Source organism: Prevotella jejuni (genome assembly GCF_900187995.1).
In the GTDB taxonomy this organism is placed as follows: Bacteria; Bacteroidota; Bacteroidia; order Bacteroidales; family Bacteroidaceae; genus Prevotella; species Prevotella jejuni.
Genome location: NZ_FZNZ01000010.1, coordinates 51,030 through 71,281, shown reverse-complemented (window position 1 = coordinate 71,281; position 20,252 = coordinate 51,030). Strand labels below are relative to the sequence as shown.

Genomic DNA, 20,252 nt, shown 5'->3' with positions numbered 1-20,252 from the left:
TGAGGACAAGGTTACAGAAATATTTTGTAGGGCAGATGACTTCTGCAAGTTTTTGATGTAATGACAGCCTTTACCTTTAACATGCACTACAAATATGTTATTTGAAAGCCTGCATCAGTGGCATCAATACCTTTTCTTGCAGCTCTTTTCTATCAATAGCGGGGTACATATCATCTCCTTTGATTTGAAATGAAGGTGTAAGACAAATAATGTAGACTCTGCCGTTTATAAAATATGGAACAGCATACAAGGGAGCCTCGCATTCTTCTTTCATGAAATACTCCTTGTTGATGACTGGAAATCTCCACCCCGCCTCTGCAGACTCCAAGGCAACGATTGCTACTACATCTTTCTGTAGACTGTCTTTAAGCAGCCATACGTCTTTTGTTGTAATCGAAAAAGGATGCTTAAGCCACTTGGCATCCAACCCTTTCACCACCGCTTTGATAAGCCATGTATTTGCTTTGTCTTTGTGTAAACCAGTAAAAGCCTTACCTGTCCATCGAAGTTTATAAGTGTTTTCTACAGATATAATGCTGTAAGTTGGTGTAGACTTCTGCCCTTTGACGTTTTGTTGCAATTGCTTATTCTGATTTTGTTGTGAATTATCTTTTGCCACCGATGATACCGTCTGCGCTATACAATTACAAAGTATGCAAACCAGACCTACGAAATATAATGCTAATCTCTTCATACTACTGTTATATTTTAAACCTAAACTGATTTGACATTGGAGTAATAGTTGGCTTTGGAGCTGCCTCAATCTCAATATATAACTTTCCCGCCTTTATCAATCTGTGAATAAATTAAGCGTAAAGATAGTTTTTCCACCTTATACAACATACTTTTGTGCATTAATTATTCTTAATGATGACTCATCCGAAATATGGAGTGATAAACTAAAACTCTTACATATAAGGCACACAGAGTCACGGAGGGGACGGAGGTAACGCAATGTCACGGAGGTGCCGAGGGCACAAAGAGCGACGGAGGTGCAGCGTACAGATTTCTGGTAACTCTTTTGGGATAAACACTTTGTATATAAATTGCTAATAGAATTGGCAAACAAGCTCCGTTGCTCTATGCACCGACGGTGCCTCCGTTACTACTATAGCTTTGTATTTAATAATCCTCCGTTCTCTCCGTTCCTCCGTGTGACATTACTTCAAACTCTAAACACAAGTGGCAAACCTTATCACTCCAAAATCCTGAAGCCCCTAAACGGTTCTTCCGTAATCTGCTATTAGGGGAGAAGTGGGACCTTCGCAATCGTTTCTTGCACATTAATGCTACTGATGACTGGAAGACACAACCGCCCCTTACAAACAAGACAAGTACTCGGCAAGAAGAAGACAAGCACAGGACAACTACAAGACAAGCACAGGACAAGTACGGGACAAGTAACACACGGATAATGCGAATATCAAACGACTGGTCATTGTTATAGGTAATCAAGCATTATCAGTAAAGAACATGATGGATAACTTAGAACTAAAAAAGCGAGATAGCTTCCTTAATCTTTATCTGAAGCCAGCAATCAACGAAGCCTACATTCGCCTACTCTATCCCAAATCCCTCAAGACATCCTCGGCAGAGATACCTACTGACAGCGAAAGGCTTAGTCCTATATAATGAATTAAAGAAGGAGAAAAAGAACTCTTTATAACCCAACTCGCTACTGATGCTAATAGTCGTAGGCGTATCATAAAGAATAACACAAAGCTGTTAGATACGCCAAAGTGGTTCTTCCTCCCACCCATGTGGGAAGCCGAGTGCATGCAAATCAACTTCAGGAAAGTCGGTAAAGAGCATTTTCATTTTCTGAAGCATATCATTGTTTGGAGGGTACTGTATGTGATATCATGATATAATAAAAAACGACCCGCACATTTGAGCATCGTTGAGAGGCTTGGCGGGTTCTAGCATTGCAAAGATAGAAGAATTATTTGAATAATCCAAGTCTTTATGAATAAAATGCACTTAAAGGGTTCGTTTTTGGCTTTTTCATGAAAAACAACATATATAATATACATCTTGACAGTACTCATTTACCCTTTTATAAATATAAAACCCGAATATTATACTCGCAAAACAAGAAGGAACTAATATCATACTTAAGTTCAAAGAAAATCAAGAAAAGAACTTTTAGTGGGTTCTAAATAGCCGATAGAGCGAAGAGAATTGTCTAAGAAACAAACATAATAAGGTAATAGGACATCCGTAGGATGTGCATTGCTATATAGAAGATGAAGGGGAATTGTGCTGCTATTGACTCTGCGATAAGATACTGCGGAGCACATATAACTGACAGACATTGGGATTGCTTATAGAATATCAAGGGTAAAAAGACTTCTTATTTGCACCGACGAACCCAATTAGCAAAGCCAAGAAGACAGCGAAAATAGCGATACTAATACACAGCAATACAAACAGGAAAAGGGATGACAATACAAGGAACAAAACATGAACAACCACTCTTTTACACTGCAATACGAACAGGAAAAGGGATGGCAATACGAGGAACGAAACATGAAAACCCACACTCGTACGTTGTAAAACGGATAGGGAAAGGGATGAGAAGACTGATCAGGAGACATGGCAGGCAGGAGATTTGTAAAGAAATATTGTATGCTGGATAATAGGATAGGCTTATCTACCATCCTACTAAGGCCTTTCTTCCTTGCAGAAGACGCCCTTCAACGCCCAAGAAGACGCCCTTCTTGACCCTTGAAAGGCACCTTCTACTAAGCTATAGTTTAACAGTTTGATTACTTGAGAGTTACAACTCGATAAGACACCACTATCAGCGGGGTGATAAGGAGGTATTCGCTCCTCTTACTGTAAACTTATTTCGCAAACTCTCCATGATTAATAAATACGGATTACACCACTCATAAAGAAAAAAGAAAGCAGAAAAAGCCTACATTTATTACTCCCTTCAAGGACACAAAAGACGCAATGTTAATTGTTTTTAACACACCATACTCTATTATTTTCAGGGTTATGTTTGCAGTTTTCGTTTATTTTTATTTACTTTGCAAACCTTGATAAGTAACTAAAAACAGAAACATCATGGTAAATACCGAAGAGACACACTATGCGTGTGGACTGAAGAAAGAAGACTTCCAAACGACAATAGACGGTAAGAAGACTGATCTATACGTACTCAGAAATGCCAAGGGTAATGAGGTTGCAGTCACTAATTACGGTGGTGCGATTGTTGCTATTATGGTTCCTGACAGGGACGGTAACATGGCTAATATCATCCAAGGACATGACAATATACAAGAGGTAATCAGCTCGCCAGAGCCTTATCTTTCTACACTCATTGGTCGTTATGGCAACCGTATAGCCAAAGGTCGCTTCCAACTGAACGGGAAAGAGTATAAACTGGCTATCAATAATGGTCCTAACTCACTCCATGGTGGTAAGAAGGGCTTCAATGCTAAGGTGTGGGATGCAGTACAAGTTAACGACCACGCTGTCGTATTGAAATACACTTCTTCATACGGTGAGGAAGGTTACACAGGCGAGGTTGAGGTATGGGTAGCCTATTCCTTCTCTGATGATAACGAGCTTATTATCAAGTACTCAGCAAAGACAAACAAGAAAACCATCATCAATCTTACAAGTCATGGCTTCTTCTCATTGGCTGGTATAGCTAATCCAACACCAACAGTTGACGACTTAGAATGTCAGATTAACGCAGATTTCTACCTCCCTATCGACGAGACTTCTATCCCGACAGGTGAGATCTTGAAGGTAGCAGGAACTCCATTCGACTTCCGTGAACCAAAGGCAGTGGGCAAGGACATCGACGCCGACCACGAACAGATTAAGCATGGCGCAGGTTACGACCATTGTTTCGTTCTTAATAAGAAGGAGGAAGGCGAGTTGTCGTTCGCTGCGCGCATCAAAGAACCTAAGAGTGGCCGAACGATGGAAGTCTATACAACCGAACCTGGCGTACAGGTCTATACACATAACTGGGCCGACGGCTATAAAGGTCAGCATGGTGCAACCTTCCCACGTCGCAGTGCTATCTGCTTTGAAGCACAACATTTCCCAGACAGTCCAAACCATCATTATTTCCCATCGGTCATCTTAGAGCCATGTAAGGAGTACACACAGAAGACTATCTATAAGTTTGGTATTGAGAAGTAAAATACTAACAGCGAAATAATTAATAAAAAACAGTAATACAAAAGATGGAAAATCAAACTAACAAAAAAGGAACTTTGGTGGCCATTATCACCATGATGTTCCTATTTGCAATGATCGCTTTCGTTACCAACATGGCCGCCCCATTCGGCACAATATGGAAGCAGCACTATGAATGGGCAGGTATGATGGGTAACATGATGAATTTCTTAGCCTACCTCTTCATGGGTATTCCTGCAGGTTTGATGATTTCGAAATACGGATATAAGAAGACTGCTCTTGTTGCTTTAGCACTTGGTTTAGTAGGTATCGGAATACAGTTCTGCTCAAGTGCGATGGACGGAAACGCTATCATCACATACATCGTTTACTTGCTCGGAGCCTTCGTTTGCGGTTTCTGCGTATGTATCTTGAATACCGTTGTAAACCCAATGTTGAACCTTCTTGGCGGTGGTGGTAACCGTGGTAACCAACTTATCCAGACAGGTGGTTCGTTGAACTCACTCGCAGCAACGCTGACTCCAATGTTCGCAGGCTCTCTGATTGGTGAGATAACAAAGGATACATCGCTCAACGCAGTAAGACCTTTGTTGCTGATAGCACTGATTATCTTCGCAGTATCATTCGTTATCGTTTGGTTTACACAGCTGACAGAGCCAGAGACAGAGAAGACCGACGTCCTTGGTGGTGTCAAGGAGGCTTTGCATTATCGCCAGTTGAAGCTCGGAATCATCGCCATCTTCTTCTATGTAGGTATCGAGGTAGGTATCCCAGGACAGCTTCTCTTCTATCTCAGTGAGCCAGTTGCCAATGGTGGTGTACTCGGTAGTGCTGCCACAGCAGGTCTTATTGCAGGTGTTTATTGGATGTTGATGCTCGTTGGACGCTTCGTTAGTGCCTTCATCAGTGGCAAGGTTTCATCTCGTATGCAGCTGACCGTTACCTCTGCCGTAGCCCTTCTCCTCTTGCTCGTGGCAATCTTTATGCCAGAGACAAGCAAGATGAGCCTTTCAATCCCTAACCTTGCAGAGAGCACATTCGACCATGTTGAGGTGCCAACAAAGGTGTTGTTCATCATCCTCTGTGGTATCTGTACCTCTGTTATGTGGGGTGTAATCTTCAACCTTGCGACAGAAGGTCTTGGTAAGTACACCGCTACAGCCTCTGGTCTCTTCATGACAATGGTCGTAGGTGGTGGCGTCATGCCATTCATTCAGAACCTCATGGCAACAAAGATAGGCGACATTCAGAGCTACTGGCTCATCGTTGGCATGTTAGCCTACATGCTCTTCTATGCTTTGATTGGTTCACATCCTTCAAAGAAGGCTTAGACAGACATCTTTTATAATGGCAGGCATGGTGCTTGCCATTATATTGATATATAAACATAAAACCCAAACTATTAATTAAAAACATTACTAACATGGACATAGAATTTGTAAGAAGTCGTTTTATCAAGCACTTCGACGGCCAGACTGGAAACATTTATTTCTCACCAGGACGTATCAATCTTATTGGCGAGCATACCGACTATAACGGTGGCTTCGTATTCCCTGGTGCAGTAGACAAGGGCGTCATGGCGGAGGTTCGCCCTAACGGTACAAATACTATTATGTGCTACTCAATCGACCTAAAGGACCGTGTAGAGTTCAAGGTTGACGACCCAGAAGGACCACGTGCGACATGGGCACGCTTCATCTATGGTATGGTACAGGAGTTCAAGGCACTTGGTGTCGACGTAAAGGGATTCAATATTGCTTTCGCTGGCGACGTTCCTCTCGGTGCAGGTATGAGTTCTTCTGCCGCTATGGAGAGCTGCTTCGGATGCGCATTGAACGACTTGTTTGCTGATAATAAGATATCAAAGTGGGACATCGTACTCGCTGGTCAGGCTACAGAACACAAGTATATCGGTGTGAACTGTGGTATCATGGACCAGTTTGCAAGCGTCTTCGGTCAGGAAGGTAAGCTGATGCGCCTTGACTGCCGCAGCCGTGAATTCGAGTACTTCCCATTCAATCCAGAGGGTTACAAGCTCGTTCTTGTTAACTCAAAGGTGAAGCACGAACTCGTTGGTAGCCCATACAACGACCGTCGCAGAAGCTGTGAGAATGTTGTTGCAGCTATGGTTAAGCATTTCCCAGACAGGAAGTTCGGGACATTACGTGATGCTAATTGGGATGACTTAGAGGCTGTCAAGGATGTGGTTAGTGCTGAGGACTATAAGCGTGCACACTTTGTTCTCGGTGAGAAGGATCGTGTCCTCGCTGTTTGCGATGCCCTCGTTGCTGGCGACTATGAGACAGTTGGCCAGAAGATGTACGAGACACATTACGGACTCAGCAAGGAGTATGAGGTAAGCTGTGAAGAACTCGACTTCCTCAACGACGTTGCTAAGGAGAATGGTGTGACTGGCTCGCGCATTATGGGCGGTGGTTTCGGTGGTTGTACCATCAACCTTGTTAAGGACAACGTGTACGATAAGTTCATTGCTGACGTGACTGAGAAGTTCAATGCGAAGTATGGTCACGCACCAGAGGTCTATCCTGTGGTTATCAGCGACGGCTCTCACAAGGTTTGCTAATGACTGGGTGACATCTCACGAGGTGTCACTCCCCACAAATACAATATTAGATGTAGGGCCGAACAAGCCTACTGCTCGGCCCTTATCTAAGAACTAAGGAAAAGAAGAATACCAAGTATTTAACACAAGACATAACCTTAAGATATCACCTTTGCACAACAAAGAGATACTCCAACACAACCAACAAACATCAAAACAACAAACATCTCTAAACAAAACCTAAAATATGAACAAATACTACAAAGGAGAACCTAAACTATTAGTTTCAGTCGATTGCATCGTATTGGGATTTGAAAACAAGAAGTTACAACTACTCGTTGGTAAGCGTGTAGTCGAACCTTACAGCGGAAAACTCTCTCTCTATGGCGGCTTCGTTAGAGAAGATGAGAGCTTGAAAGAGGCTGCTAACAGAGTCTTATACCAATGTACTGGCATCAATAACATCTATATGCGACAGGTGGGAGCCTTTGGTGAGACCGATCGTGACCCTGGTGACCGTGTTATCTCAATCGCTTATTGCGCACTTATCAACGTCTCCGACTACGATCGTAAGCTCTTAGAAGAGAATGACTTGCAGTGGGTTGACATCAACAACCTACCCGACTTGTATGGTGACCATATCGAGATGGTACAGATAGCATTAAGTCAACTTCGCAAACTCATCAACAAAGACCCTCTTGGATTTAATCTTCTCCCAGAGCTATTCACCCTCACACAGCTGCAGAACGTACACGAAGCGATCTTAGGAGTTGAGATTGATAAACGTAACTTCCGCAAACGTATCAAGCAGATAGACTTTATTGAGAAGACAGACCTTATTGATAAGGTGACAAGTAAACGTGGTGCTGCGTTGTATCGTATCAATAAAGAAATTTATGCTGAGGCCTCACTATAACCTATTATAATAGGGGATTGATAGAAGGATCCTACTAAACCAACTTTTATAAAGGGTATATCGAATGTAGAAACATTATGAATCTATATTCTGATGTGCCCTTTTTGTTATCTTACTATCCATCAATCACATACACCCTAAGCCCTTCTTTTATGCGTCATCGGCTACGAGAAGAATCGTGCGAATGCCCTACCCCATTCAATGATAGGACATTACCGACCCTTTACGACTATTCTTACGACGAAAGAAGTCGTTAACAAGCCCTCTATACAGTCCCACCTCAAAGTGAAGGCCAACTATACACATACATAATAAGACCTTAAAACACACAGAAGAAAACAATGATAAGATAGCGTTCAAAGCTAAGCAGAATAGTACACAAGCAAAGACAGCAAACCAACAAACCAAGCGCAAGACAGCTAAACACCAACGAAACAAAGTAAGACAAATACCTACGTTTAGGCAATTTTCAATATTTTGAGAAAATAGTAAGTTTATTATTTTGATGTATCCATATTTATCTTTATATTTGCATTATAATTTCAAAAATCCAATCTATTTATGAATGACAAGCAATTGATGGACCAAGCCGCGGATAACATCAGACTTCTCGCAGTGTCAATGGTTGAAAAAGCAAAGTCAGGGCACCCTGGTGGCGCTATGGGTGGCGCCGACTTTATCAACGTTTTATTCTCTGAATTTCTCATCTTTGACCCTGATCAGCCTGAATGGGCAGGCCGTGACCGTTTCTATCTCGACCCAGGTCACATGTCGCCAATGCTCTACGCTGCGCTGACACTACAGAGAAAGTTCACTGTTGACGATATTAAGCAATTCCGCCAATGGGGGTCTGTCACGCCAGGTCATCCTGAGAGAGACATTAAACATGGCATTGAGAACTCTTCAGGACCATTGGGACAAGGCCACGCATACGCTGCTGGTGCAGCAGTAGCCGAGAAGTTCCTCGAAGCAAGGCTTGGTCATACCATGATGCAACACAAGATTTACGCCTTTATCTCTGACGGTGGCGTTCAAGAAGGCATTAGTGCAGAGGTAGGACGATTAGCTGGTAACTTAGGACTCAACAACCTTATTATGTTTTATGACGCTAATAACATTCAGCTTTCTACTGAGTGTGGAGACGTCATGGACGAAGACACCGGCATGAAATACCGTGCTTGGGGATGGAACGTACTGGAGATTGATGGCAATAACGCAGACGCTATCCGTGAAGCATTGGTAGCTGCTAATAAAGAGGAAGACCGCCCTACGCTCATTATCGGTAGGACTGTTATGGCGAAGGGAGCACTGCAAGCAGACGGTAGTAGCTACGAGAACAGTATTAAGACACATGGCGCACCATTGGGTGGTGACGCCTACATAAATACAGTAAAGAACCTTGGTGGTGACTTAGAAGACCCATTCAAGATTTTCCCAGAGGTACAGAAGCTCTATGATGACCGTGCAGCAGAACTCAGAAAGATTGTTGCTGAGCGTCATGCAGCCGAAGAGCTATGGGCAAAAGAGAACCCTAAGAAGGCAGAACAGATGCACGAGTGGTTCTCTAATAAAGCTCCAAAGATTGATTGGAGTGGACTTGTACAGAAGCGTGACATCCCTACCCGCAATGGCTCAGCAGCTTGTCTCGGTGTCATTGCAGAGCAGGTTCCTAACATGATCGTATCATCTGCCGACCTAAGCAACTCTGATAAGACTGATGGTTTCCTAAATAAAACACACGCATTCACACGTGATGACTTCAGTGGAGCCTTCTTCCAAGCAGGCGTTAGTGAGTTAGCAATGGCCTGCATGTGTATCGGTATGATGCTACATGGTGGTGTTATCACCGCAATGGGAACGTTCTTTGTCTTCTCCGACTATATGAAACCAGCCATCCGCATGGCTGCCCTCATGCAGACACCAGTTAAGTTTGTGTGGAGCCACGATGCTTTCCGTGTTGGTGAAGACGGTCCTACGCATGAGCCAGTGGAGCAGGAAGCACAGATACGCTTGATGGAGAAGCTGCAGAACCATGCTGGTCAAGACTCAGTACGAGTGCTTCGTCCAGCCGACAGTGACGCTGCTACCGTATGTTGGCAGATGGCTATGGAGAACATGGATACGCCAACAGCGCTCATCTTCTCACGTCAGAATGTGAAGAGCCTACCAGAGGGAACAGACTACCAGTTGACTCGCAAGGGTGCATACATCGTCACTGGATCTGACGAACAGTTTGATGTTATCCTCGTTGCAAGCGGCTCTGAGGTATCAACCTGCGTTGAAGGTGCTGAGTTACTACGCAAAGACGGCATTAAGGTACGTGTTGTGAGTGCTCCATCAGAGGGTCTCTTCCGTCGCCAAAGCAAGGAGTATCAAGAGCAGATCCTGCCAAGAGGCGCAAAGACATTTGGTCTTACAGCAGGTCTCCCAGTGACCCTTGAGGGCTTGGTGGGTGCCAATGGTAAGGTATATGGCCTCAACAGCTTCGGCTTCTCAGCTCCTTATAAGGTGTTAGACGAGAAGTTGGGCTTCACAGCCGAGAACGTATATAAGCAAGTAAAAGAGTTTTTAGCATAAACGTTTAACCAGACGTCCCTTCTTCCTCACGGCAGTAAGGGACTCATAAAACCTAAACAGCTTATGGAAATTAAGACAGTAGGAGTTGCCTGCGACCACGCAGGCTATCCATTAAAGCAGTTCGTAATCCAGTATTTGGAGGAACACAAGTATGCATATAAGGATTTTGGCTGTAATAGTGACTTAAGTTGCGACTATCCTGATTATGCTCACCCATTGGCTGAAGCCATAGAGAGTGGTGAGGTGTACCCGGCTATTGCTATCTGTGGTAGCGGTGAAGGAATGGCCATAACACTTAATAAACACCAAGGCGTACGTGCTGGCTTGGTATGGAACAAGGATGTTGCCGAGTTGACTCGACAGCATAATGATGCGAATGTCATCGTCCTTCCTGGCCGATTTATCGACAATAAGACAGCCGAGAAGATACTCGACGCCTTCTTCAAAGCCAGCTTTGAAGGTGGAAGACACGAACGTCGTGTTAAGAAGATACCTCTTCAACACGATTAGGATTAACCCATCAAGGGAAGAAAATTTTATATAAGTTGCATTATGACAAAGGTGTTCAGAAATTCTTCTGGCACCTTTGTTTATTTTAGTCCTTACCTTTCTTTATTAATAGCCGGCTCTGCCTCCACTTAGAAGTACCTCCTTCCCGTATTAACTGCACAAGCCTTCCAAATAGAGAACACTATCCTTTCGAGCCGATAGCACGATCGATCTCATCTAAAAGACTGACCTTTCCGGACCGATAGCACTATCAGCTTCACCTAAAAGAATAATCTTTCCGAATTGATAACACTATCCTTCCGAACCGATAGAACTATCAATCTCATCTAAAAGACTGGCCTTCCCAGACCGATAGCACTATCAGCTTCACCTAAAAGACTGCCCTTCCCGATTTGATAAAACTATACTTTCGAACCGATAGCACGATTGATCTCATCTAAAAGACTGGCCTTCCCGAACCGATAGCACTATCAGCTTCACCTAAAAGGATAACCTTTCCGAATTGATAACACTATCCTTCCGAACCGATAGCACTATCGATCTCATCTAAAAGACTGGCTTTCCTGGACCGATAGCACTATCAGCTTCATATAAAAGGACAACCTTTCCGAATAAATAACACGCTCTTGCCACATTGAAATCACTATCATTTTACCCTAAAAAACTAACCTTTCCGAATTGAAAAGATTATCTCCTTCACTTGAAAGAAGCATCCTCCCGAACCAAGAACATTATCCCCACACCCTTGATAGTATTGCGTTTTCATTACTGATAGTACTATCTACCCATAATTAACAGTACTATCATCAACCGCTAAGAGCTAATTTTAACAGAAAGTCAACAACATAAACCCATCAACGAAGGCTTCTTCATTTTATATTCCCCTATCGCTCAAGCCCTCACAAAGCCCTTTCCACCAACCGTGTCCACCGTTTGTATAATACGAAACATGGTCGCTCCAAGACAGGAACGACCATGATAAATCATATTGTTAAGGCTTAAGAAGCATTAAGCCTCTTCCTCACCCGTATTCACACCCTCTGGGAGATGAAAGCGATACTTGCGTGCGAAGACATCACCCACCTTGTTTATCTCAAGGAAAGTAGTACCGCCACCGTTGCCGAACGTACCAGAGAGGTAGGCTATCTTATCTTCTAACTCAATGTAACCCTTCTGACGAAGCATACGCAAAGCGGCTGTAAACATCTCTTCATTAGACTTATGGCGATGCTGATAGACAGCAATAACACCATAGCTAAGGTTCAACCAGCGCTGTACCTTGTCCTTATAGCAAATAGCCAACACAGGGTGTGGACCACGGAAGGCAGCAAGATTGCGAGCCGTCTGACCCGTCTCGCTGTCGGTGATGATACCCTTAACACCCAACTGCTCGGTAGCCTCGATAGCACTTCGTGACAAGAACTCACGCTGATCATTCTGATTAATCATCGGCACAGTGATGTGTCCTCGCTTATGAGCGTCCTGCTCTGCCGCTTCAGCTATACGAGCCATCGTCTGAACAGCCTCAACAGGATACTTACCGCTTGCTGTCTCACCGCTCAACATCAGTGCATCGGTGTGACTATAGATAGCGTTTGCAATATCAGTAACCTCAGCACGTGTCGGACGAGGGTTATTAATCATCGTATGAAGCATCTGAGTAGCCACAATAACAGGCTTCTTCTTCAAGATACACTTGTCTATGATACTACGCTGAATACCAGGAATCTGCTCGATAGGAACCTCAATACCCAAGTCACCACGTGCAATCATGATACCGTAAGAAGCATCGATAATCTCGTCAATATTGTCTACACCCTCTTGATTCTCAATCTTTGAGATAATCTTAATATCAGAGTTATGCTCGTCAAGTATCTTCTGCACTTCAAGAACATCAGCCGCTGAGCGAACGAAAGAATGGGCAATAAAGTCGATATCTTCCTCTATTGCCAACAAGATATTACTCTTGTCTTTCTCCGTAAGGGCAGGGAGTTCGATATGTTCACCCGGTACGTTCACACTCTTACGAGAGCCGAGATCGCCCTCATTCTGCACCTGTGCGATCAGCATTGGGCCATCGCTTTCAACAACAAGCATGTCTAATGCACCGTCATCAAATAAGACGTGGTCGCCAACCTTCACATCACGAGCGAAATCAGGATAAGAGACATTAATGATGTCCTTGGTTGTGTCCATCTCAGGACGGCCAATGATCTTAACCATATCGCCTACTTTATAATGAATAGGCTCGTCCAATGCGGTCGTTCTCACCTCTGGTCCCTTGGTATCAATGAGCAAGGCTAAGTGTTGCGACACAGCCCTTGTGTTACGAATAATCTGTCTGATACCATCTTGACTGGCATGAGCCGTATTCATACGCACAACATTCATACCTGAGAAGAACAGCTTTCTTAGGAAGTCAACATCACAGTGACGGTCGCTAATAGAACATACTATCTTTGTCTGTTTCATAAATTTGAGTGTGTAAAAGTTTAATTTGACATCGCTGAGAATATTATATATAAGAGTGATGACATGAGAATAACGAATAACAAGAAGCTAACAAAGATGATTGTTACCTTCTTTCCCAGTCCACCCTTCGATGGTTTTCGCTCCACCGTAGGTCTGGCTTGTACGTTCATGTTATCCCGCTCCACTTGTACGTGGCTCACTGTGGCCGTCGTCTCAGCCCGACTGCCATCTGGCGCACCCATCTGTGGGGTGGCCACCGTCATACTCTCACCACAATAGGGGCAATTACATCTTAGCGTGTTGCCACCCTCCGACTGAATAACAAAGGGACGATGACAGTGTTTGCAAGCTATCTGAAATTGCATTCTAACCTCCTTTCGTCTTTATTATCTTATGTCGTCAATGAGGATATGACCATCTTGCGATAGCACCTTCACCTGACGATACTCCGTTTCTCCATCTTGTGACAGTCTTACCTTATACCAGTTGTCATCTATAGGAACCACTGTCAGATTGCGCAAAAGCTGTGAGAGGTCGGGCTCGGTAGCAGTGTTTCCGAAGGCTCCCCACCACATCGTCGACTCATCAACATCCGCATCATAACCATCAGGCACGCCGAAGACGATTCGACGACAGTAGTCGGTAAGGTAACGACTATAGAAGTTTGCGTCCGCATCATCAACCAGAACGGCCTTCTGATAGAACGATGTTAGGAAACTACATATCCCCTTCCGCTTCTCATTCTGCTTTTGTACGGCTTCCTCCTGAGCCTCCATCTGTGCACGCACCTGCATCAACGAGTCTGAATGAGCCTTCCTTTGCGCCTGCAACTCCATCTGGGCTGCCTCCTTCTCGTTCTGCCAGTAGATAAAACCAAAGACGGCCAAGCCACCTACGATAAGTACAATCAGAATCGTAAGAAGTATTTTTTGCGTTGAATTTTGGTTCCCGCTGTCATGCTGATCATTGATAGGTTGCTGTGCAACAGGGGACACAGGGCTTACCTGTGAAGGCAAGTTAACAAACAACGACTGCCCACAATAAGGACAAGTACACTGTAAACTCTCGCCACCATCAGCCGTAATTGTAAATGTGCGATTGCATTTATTACACGTTACATTATATTGCATACGCTATGACTTCTTAATAATAATGATTGAAGAGAACAAAGGACAAAATATATCCTTGGCGTTATACGCCAGATTATCAAGTGCAAATTTAATACTTTTCTTTGATATTTGGAAATGTTTTAAGCATTATTCTAAGGGCAAGTTAACGAACTTTCGATTAGCATCTAACTTAGTATTCCATGACAGAAGACCGACCGTCTTAATTTCTTTTCATGAAGAAAAATATTTCTTTTCACGACAATAAATATTTTTTTTCATGATAATAATTCTTTTTTTTCATGATAATAATTCGGCAAGGATAGTTCTGCCTTGTTTGTCAATGACTTTCATCCACCTGTTATCTCTTGTGTTTATCATCACTGAAAGGCAGGAAACCCTCCACCCATTGCGGTCGGTTTTGTCCCTCTTTATCGTTAGTTTCAGGCGAAGAGACCGAGAGTCCCATCAGACGGATGGGTCGATCATGATACTCCGTGTCCTTCAGTAGTCGTTTGGCAAGCGGCAGAATGTCGTCTTTCGTCCGTAACACCTTCTCTTGTGTAAGGCTTCGTGTTATCTGAGTCGTCGCATCCCATTTCAGTTTCAAGGTGAGTGTCCTCCCCCTAAAATCCTTTCGTTCAATGCGTTCAACCAGTTCCAAGACGATATGATAGAGTTCGATGATAATCTTCGTATCAATGTGTAAATCCTCAAGGAACGTGCGCTCGCAGCCTACTGACTTACGTTCGTAGGCAACAACGACTGGTCGATTGTCAATACCCCGTGAGAAGTCGTAATAAACACGCCCCATCTTACCAAACACCTGTACGAGATGTTCGAACGAGATGCGCCGCAGCTGTGCACCCGTGAACACCCCCATCTCATGCATCCTGTCAGCAGTCTTCGGTCCGACACCCCATAGCTTCTCCACTGGTAAGCTCCCAATGAAATCGAGCGCACGGTCGGGATGCACTGTAAAGATACCGTTCGGCTTGCGCATATCAGACGCTATCTTCGCCAAAAGCTTGTTGAAACTAATCCCTGCAGAAGCCGTCAACGACGTACGCTCAAGTATTTTCTGCTTAATCTCCTTAGCGATATCAACCGCCAGTTCAATCCCCTTTTTGTTGTCGGTCACATCCAAGAACGCTTCATCAAGTGATATCGGCTCTACTAAGTCTGTGTATTCATGGAAGACAGCGTGGATCTGTTGTGAAACCTCCTTATATTTCTCGAAATGAGTAGGCACAACAATGAGCTGTGGGCACCTCCGCTTCGCCTGTGCCATAGACATAGCCGAGTGTACACCGTATGGGCGTGCCTCATAGCTGGCCGTAGACACCACGCCACGCGGTCCGTCGAAGCCAACCGCAATAGGCTTGCCTCGCAATTCTGGATTGTCCCTCTGCTCCACAGAAGCAAAGAAAGCATCCATGTCAATATGGATTATTTTACGCATATTCAGCTCGTTTTCCCTTACAAAGTTACGACGACAAGGGGAAAGATAAGCATTTCTAAGTGAAAAATAAATAAAATACTGTACCTTTGCAACAAAATTACAAAAATAGAGTTATTATAACAATAAAGGACTAAAAGTAGGAAGAAACAATGAGAGAGAAAGGGAGTCTTGATGCCATGGGGAAGCTTCAACACAGTATGAAGCGGGCCTTTGACATTATTGGTGCCCTCATCGGCCTGGCCCTCTGTTCGCCCTTATTTCTCGTCATCAGTATTCTGATTACTTATCAAAGCAACGGACCAATCTTCTTCCGACAGATACGCATTGGATATAAAGGTCGTCCGTTTGCTATCTTTAAGTTCCGAACTATGAGCAGCATCGTGGAGGAAGAGGGCCCACAACTGGTTGCTAAATGCGACAGTTCGAACTCTACTCGATTGGAACAGTTCCTACGTGGCCATCACTTAGACGAACTGCCACAGCTATGGAATGTGCTGAGAGGCGACATGTCATTCGTGGGGCCGCGTCCTGAACGTAAGTATTTTATCGACAAAATACTAAGACATACCGACCGCTATCAGCTCATCTATGAGATGAAACCAGGTTTAACGTCGGAGGCAACACTCTATAATGGCTATACAGACACGATGGAGAAGATGCTCAAACGTATGGAGATGGACATCCATTACTTAGAACATCGGACGCTATGGCTCGACTTTACAATCATCGTTAAAACGGTCGTCAATATCCTTACAGGTAAGAAATTCTAAACAAGACAATGAAGAAATATATTCTATTTGTATTACTCGCATTATGTTCCCTCAATGGGTTTGCACAGTCGTCAATGACCGATACGCAGGTTATGGACTTTGTGCAGAAAGAGCATAAGAAAGGTACTCCACAGTCGCAGATTGTCACCAAGCTCATGCAGAGTGGTGTTGACATCTCGCAGATACGCCGTGTCAGGAACTTATACGAGAAGATGCAGAAAGGAAATGCTGCTTTCGGGGCAACAAAGGAAGGGACAACAGCCGACCGCAGTCGTACGAACAACGGACAAACAACGCCTGGAAAGAGTAAGCGACAGATAGCTGATGCAACGCTCAACGACTATGACGCCAACGAACAGGAGGTGGGTCGATATTCTGAAGGACGCATCTCTCCTAACCGCTCATGGACAAACACTTACGATGAGAACGATGGTGAGTATCTGAAGATGCAATCCGAGATGAACGACTGGATGCCGCAAGACACCGCAGCAATGTATGAGAACCTTCTGAAACAACTCAGTAGGAACCGCAAGAAGGTGTGGGGGCGTGACATCTTCAACAATAAGAGTCTGTCCTTCGAACCTAATATGAACATGGCACTGCCACGTAACTATCGCATAGGACCGGGTGATGCTGTGTTTATCGACGTGTATGGTGCATCGCAGAAATCCTACCAGACGACCGTAGCCCCAGATGGTTACGTCACCTTGGAAGGCTTCGGACCTATTCAGGTAAGCGGATTGACGGTCGCTCAAGCTAATAATCGCATCCGTGAAAAGATAGGTAAACGATACAGCAGTTCGAACATCCGCCTCTCTGTTGGGCAGACCCATACCATCATGGTCAACGTGGTTGGTGAGGTGAAGACCCCTGGTACCTATACACTATCAGCCTTTGCCACTGTCTTCAACGCCCTTTATATGGCGGGAGGTATCGGAGACTTGGGTACACTACGTAATATTAAGGTGTATAGAGGAGGAACGCTGATTAGCACAGTCGACGTCTACGACTTCCTTCGTCGAGGTCATCTGAGTGGTAACGTACGCTTAGCAGACAATGACGTCATCGTCGTTGGACCTTACGAGATGCTCGCTCAGGTGAGTGGAAAGGTCAAACGACCAATGTTCTATGAGATGAAACGAGGCGAGAGCTTGGGTACCTTGATTAGTTATGCAGGTGGTTTCGCAGGCGATGCCTACACCCGTTCGGTCCGTGTACGCAGGAAGACGGGTCGTCAATACTCTATCTTTAATGTCAACGAGTTTGATATGCGTAGCTTCCGAGTGGCCGATGAGGACTCCATCAGCGTTGACTCCGTCATTCCAAGGTATGAGAACATGGTCGAAATCAAGGGTGCTGTGTTCCGTCCGGGTATGTATGAGGTTGGAGGACGCATCAATAGCGTGCGTGGACTGATTGAGGCTGCAGACGGACTGACCGAGGTGGCCTTTGCTCCACACGCCGTCTTACACCGTAGAAAGGCCGACCGCACACTCGAGGTTATCTCTGTCGACGTAGATGGTATCCTCACCGGACGTGTTGCTGACATACCGTTACAAAACGAGGATGTACTGTTTATTCCTACTCGCACCGATGCACAAGAGCAGCGAACGATAACTATTCATGGCGAGGTACTCTATCCGGGTATCTATCAATATGCTGATAATGAGTCGTTAGAAGACTTTATCTTGCAGGCAGGTGGCCTGAAACAGACTGCTTCCACAGTTAAGGTGGATGTGTCACGACGTATCACCAATCCGCAAGCACTTACCCCTGACTCTATCATCGCACGCACTTACTCCTTCTCATTGCGCGATGGCTTCGTCATTGATGGTGCTCCGGGCTTCGTTCTTGAACCCTACGATGAGGTCTATGTACGCAAGAGTCCGGGTACGACCGACCAACAGAATGTGAGCATAGAAGGCGAGGTGGTGTTCGCAGGAAACTACACACTGACCTCAAGAAAGATGCGCCTTAGCGACATCTATAAGGCTGCAGGCGGTGCAACAGAGCTGGGTTATATCAAAGGAGCACGCTTAGAACGACGTCCTACCCCATCCGAACGCCTACGAATGGAGAGTGCTTATAAGATGCAATTAGACCAACAACGCAAGAACATGATGGACTTAGCCATCAGAACAAAGGATGCTGGTGTGCTTCAAGCGATACAAGATAACAACAAGAAGTTAGAGGAGAAATTCCAAGTACCTGATGTCTACCCTGTTGGTATAGAGTTAGATAAAGCGATTGCAGAGCCTGGAAGCGATGCAGATATCGTCCTTCGTGAGGGCGACCGCATTGTTATTCCACAATACAATGGTACGGTTAAGATCAATGGTGCCGTTATGTTCCCTAACTCTGTCGGCTATGTTGAGGGTAAGAGCGTTGCTTACTATATCGATCAAGCCGGTGGTTTTGCCAGCGATGCCAAGAAGAGTAACACCTATATCCTATACATGAACGGTATGTTAGCAAAGGTTGGCCACAATGCCAAGGTACGTCCTGGCTGCGAGATCATTGTTCCTACAAAGATACAAAGCCGCATGAGCCTTGCTGAAACCCTCAGTGTCGGCTCAAGTGCTGCCAGCATCGCAGCCGTCATTGCTACGATTGCGAACTTGATAAAGTAAGTAAGAAAAAAGAATAAATACGTTATTATAATAAGACTTACTCTCATTAAAAAGAAAAATGACTAATAATAACAAAGTTGTTACGATTGACTTACGCTTAATTGTTAAGCGTATCATCAAAGAAAAACTTCTTTTCTTGATAACAATACCTTTAGTGATGCTCCTCTCCATTCTATATATTTGGAATGAACCTCGCTATTATACAACAGACACTAAGTTAGCTCCAGAAATCAACAATTCAGGGAATTCTGGAACAATCGGTTCACTTGCATCATCTTTAGGACTTGATATGTCCCAGCTAAAAAGTTCAGATGCTATTACACCAATGTTGTATCCAGATCTTATGGAAGATAACAAGTTTGTAGTAGAATTATTCAATATTCCCATTACAACCAGTAATGGGAATCAGTACACCTACTTTGATTATCTTGCAAACCATCAAAAGATTTCGTGGATTACAGGACTATTAAGTAAGAAACAAAAGAACATAACATTAGATACCGTATCCCCATATCACTTAACCAAAGAGCAAGCAGATGTGGCAGAAACTATTCGCAAAGATATATCACTCAAGGTTGACACGAAAGATGGGGTAATCACTATCACCGCAACTTCCCAAGACCCACTAATCAGTAAGACTATAGCAGACTCTTTAAGAACGAAATTAAAAGAATTCATAACAGCTTACAGAACTGACAAAGCACGAAAAGATGTTGCTTACTATAAAAAGCTTACCCAGGAAGCTTTAAGCAGCTACGAAGATGCACGAAAGCGATATGCAGAATTCTCTGATGCTAATCAAGATGTCATACTACAATCTATCCAATCTAAAACAGAAGACTTGGAAAATGATATGCAATTGAAGTATAATACTTACTCAGCTGCAAAAAACCAATATGATGCAGCGAAAGCAAAATTACAAGAGACAATACCAGTCTTTACTATAATTAAAGGGGCTCAGGTTCCTATAAAACCTGCAGGACCAAAAAGAATGATATTTGTGATTGTTGTATTCATCATTACGAACATGATATTAGTACTTATATCACTTAGAAAAGATATAAAGAAGATTTTCATATAATGGC

15 protein-coding genes and 1 pseudogene are annotated in these 20,252 nt (G+C 44.0%); 10 read left to right on the top strand and 6 right to left on the bottom strand.

The features are described from left to right. Positions 1 to 97: 97 nt before the first annotated feature. Complete coding sequence (locus tag CHB62_RS05065; RefSeq protein ID WP_089365952.1) at positions 98 to 694, bottom strand: hypothetical protein; 597 nt, start codon at positions 692 to 694, stop codon at positions 98 to 100. 728 nt (positions 695 to 1,422) lie between these two features. Between CHB62_RS05065 and CHB62_RS14835 the strand changes: the two genes are divergently transcribed. After that, positions 1,423 to 1,632: a Fic family protein gene (locus CHB62_RS14835; RefSeq protein WP_368073608.1), complete on the top strand. Its 210-nt coding sequence runs from the start codon at positions 1,423 to 1,425 to the stop codon at positions 1,630 to 1,632. A gap of 93 nt (positions 1,633 to 1,725) precedes the next feature. Here CHB62_RS14835 and CHB62_RS14600 read toward each other — a convergent pair. Further along, positions 1,726 to 1,842 (bottom strand): annotated as a pseudogene (locus tag CHB62_RS14600) (Abi family protein); the annotation flags it as partial. Between the two features lie 1,230 nt (positions 1,843 to 3,072). On the opposite strand from CHB62_RS14600, the gene CHB62_RS05055 reads away from it, so the two are divergent. The 6 genes from CHB62_RS05055 to rpiB all read left to right on the top strand — a co-directional run bounded on the left by CHB62_RS05055 (position 3,073) and on the right by rpiB (position 10,727). Beyond that, positions 3,073 to 4,164, top strand: a complete 1,092-nt coding sequence (locus tag CHB62_RS05055) for an aldose epimerase family protein (RefSeq protein WP_089365950.1) — start codon at positions 3,073 to 3,075, stop codon at positions 4,162 to 4,164. A 44-nt stretch (positions 4,165 to 4,208) separates the two neighbouring features. Continuing rightward, a complete protein-coding gene (locus CHB62_RS05050) occupies positions 4,209 to 5,492 on the top strand; it encodes an MFS transporter (RefSeq protein WP_089365949.1) in 1,284 nt (427 codons plus the stop codon). A gap of 92 nt (positions 5,493 to 5,584) precedes the next feature. Then, positions 5,585 to 6,745 carry a galactokinase gene (gene galK / locus CHB62_RS05045; RefSeq protein WP_089365948.1) on the top strand — a complete coding sequence of 387 codons (1,161 nt, stop codon included), beginning with the start codon at positions 5,585 to 5,587 and terminating at the stop codon, positions 6,743 to 6,745. Positions 6,746 to 6,971: 226 nt separating this feature from the next. Then, positions 6,972 to 7,640 (top strand): NUDIX hydrolase, encoded by a 669-nt coding sequence (locus tag CHB62_RS05040; protein WP_009010434.1) that lies wholly within the window; start codon positions 6,972 to 6,974, stop codon positions 7,638 to 7,640. Between the two features lie 561 nt (positions 7,641 to 8,201). Beyond that, positions 8,202 to 10,217: a transketolase family protein gene (locus CHB62_RS05035; RefSeq protein WP_089365947.1), complete on the top strand. Its 2,016-nt coding sequence runs from the start codon at positions 8,202 to 8,204 to the stop codon at positions 10,215 to 10,217. A gap of 63 nt (positions 10,218 to 10,280) precedes the next feature. Beyond that, positions 10,281 to 10,727, top strand: coding sequence for a ribose 5-phosphate isomerase B (rpiB, locus tag CHB62_RS05030; protein WP_089365946.1), 447 nt, complete (start codon positions 10,281 to 10,283; stop codon positions 10,725 to 10,727). A gap of 1,008 nt (positions 10,728 to 11,735) precedes the next feature. Here the strand turns inward: rpiB and pyk are convergent. From pyk to dinB, 4 genes are all read right to left on the bottom strand, one after another. Continuing rightward, the gene (pyk, locus tag CHB62_RS05025; RefSeq protein WP_089365945.1) at positions 11,736 to 13,199 is read right to left on the bottom strand and encodes a pyruvate kinase; all 1,464 of its coding nucleotides are present in this window, start codon (positions 13,197 to 13,199) and stop codon (positions 11,736 to 11,738) included. Positions 13,200 to 13,219: 20 nt separating this feature from the next. Further along, the gene (locus CHB62_RS15155) at positions 13,220 to 13,564 is read right to left on the bottom strand and encodes a hypothetical protein (protein WP_240616276.1); all 345 of its coding nucleotides are present in this window, start codon (positions 13,562 to 13,564) and stop codon (positions 13,220 to 13,222) included. Positions 13,565 to 13,585: 21 nt separating this feature from the next. Next, positions 13,586 to 14,329 (bottom strand): hypothetical protein, encoded by a 744-nt coding sequence (locus CHB62_RS05015; RefSeq protein ID WP_089365944.1) that lies wholly within the window; start codon positions 14,327 to 14,329, stop codon positions 13,586 to 13,588. A gap of 337 nt (positions 14,330 to 14,666) precedes the next feature. Continuing rightward, the gene (dinB, locus tag CHB62_RS05010; protein ID WP_089365943.1) at positions 14,667 to 15,767 is read right to left on the bottom strand and encodes a DNA polymerase IV; all 1,101 of its coding nucleotides are present in this window, start codon (positions 15,765 to 15,767) and stop codon (positions 14,667 to 14,669) included. 149 nt (positions 15,768 to 15,916) lie between these two features. On the opposite strand from dinB, the gene CHB62_RS05005 reads away from it, so the two are divergent. Genes CHB62_RS05005 through CHB62_RS04995 form a run of 3 tightly spaced genes read left to right on the top strand, consistent with a single transcriptional unit; the run spans position 15,917 to position 20,248 of the window. Continuing rightward, positions 15,917 to 16,537 carry a sugar transferase gene (locus CHB62_RS05005; protein ID WP_089365942.1) on the top strand — a complete coding sequence of 207 codons (621 nt, stop codon included), beginning with the start codon at positions 15,917 to 15,919 and terminating at the stop codon, positions 16,535 to 16,537. An 8-nt stretch (positions 16,538 to 16,545) separates the two neighbouring features. After that, a complete protein-coding gene (locus CHB62_RS05000) occupies positions 16,546 to 19,167 on the top strand; it encodes an SLBB domain-containing protein (protein ID WP_089365941.1) in 2,622 nt (873 codons plus the stop codon). Positions 19,168 to 19,225: 58 nt separating this feature from the next. Beyond that, entirely contained in the window at positions 19,226 to 20,248 is a 1,023-nt protein-coding gene (locus CHB62_RS04995) for a Wzz/FepE/Etk N-terminal domain-containing protein (protein ID WP_089365940.1), read from the top strand. Positions 20,249 to 20,252: the final 4 nt, after the last annotated feature.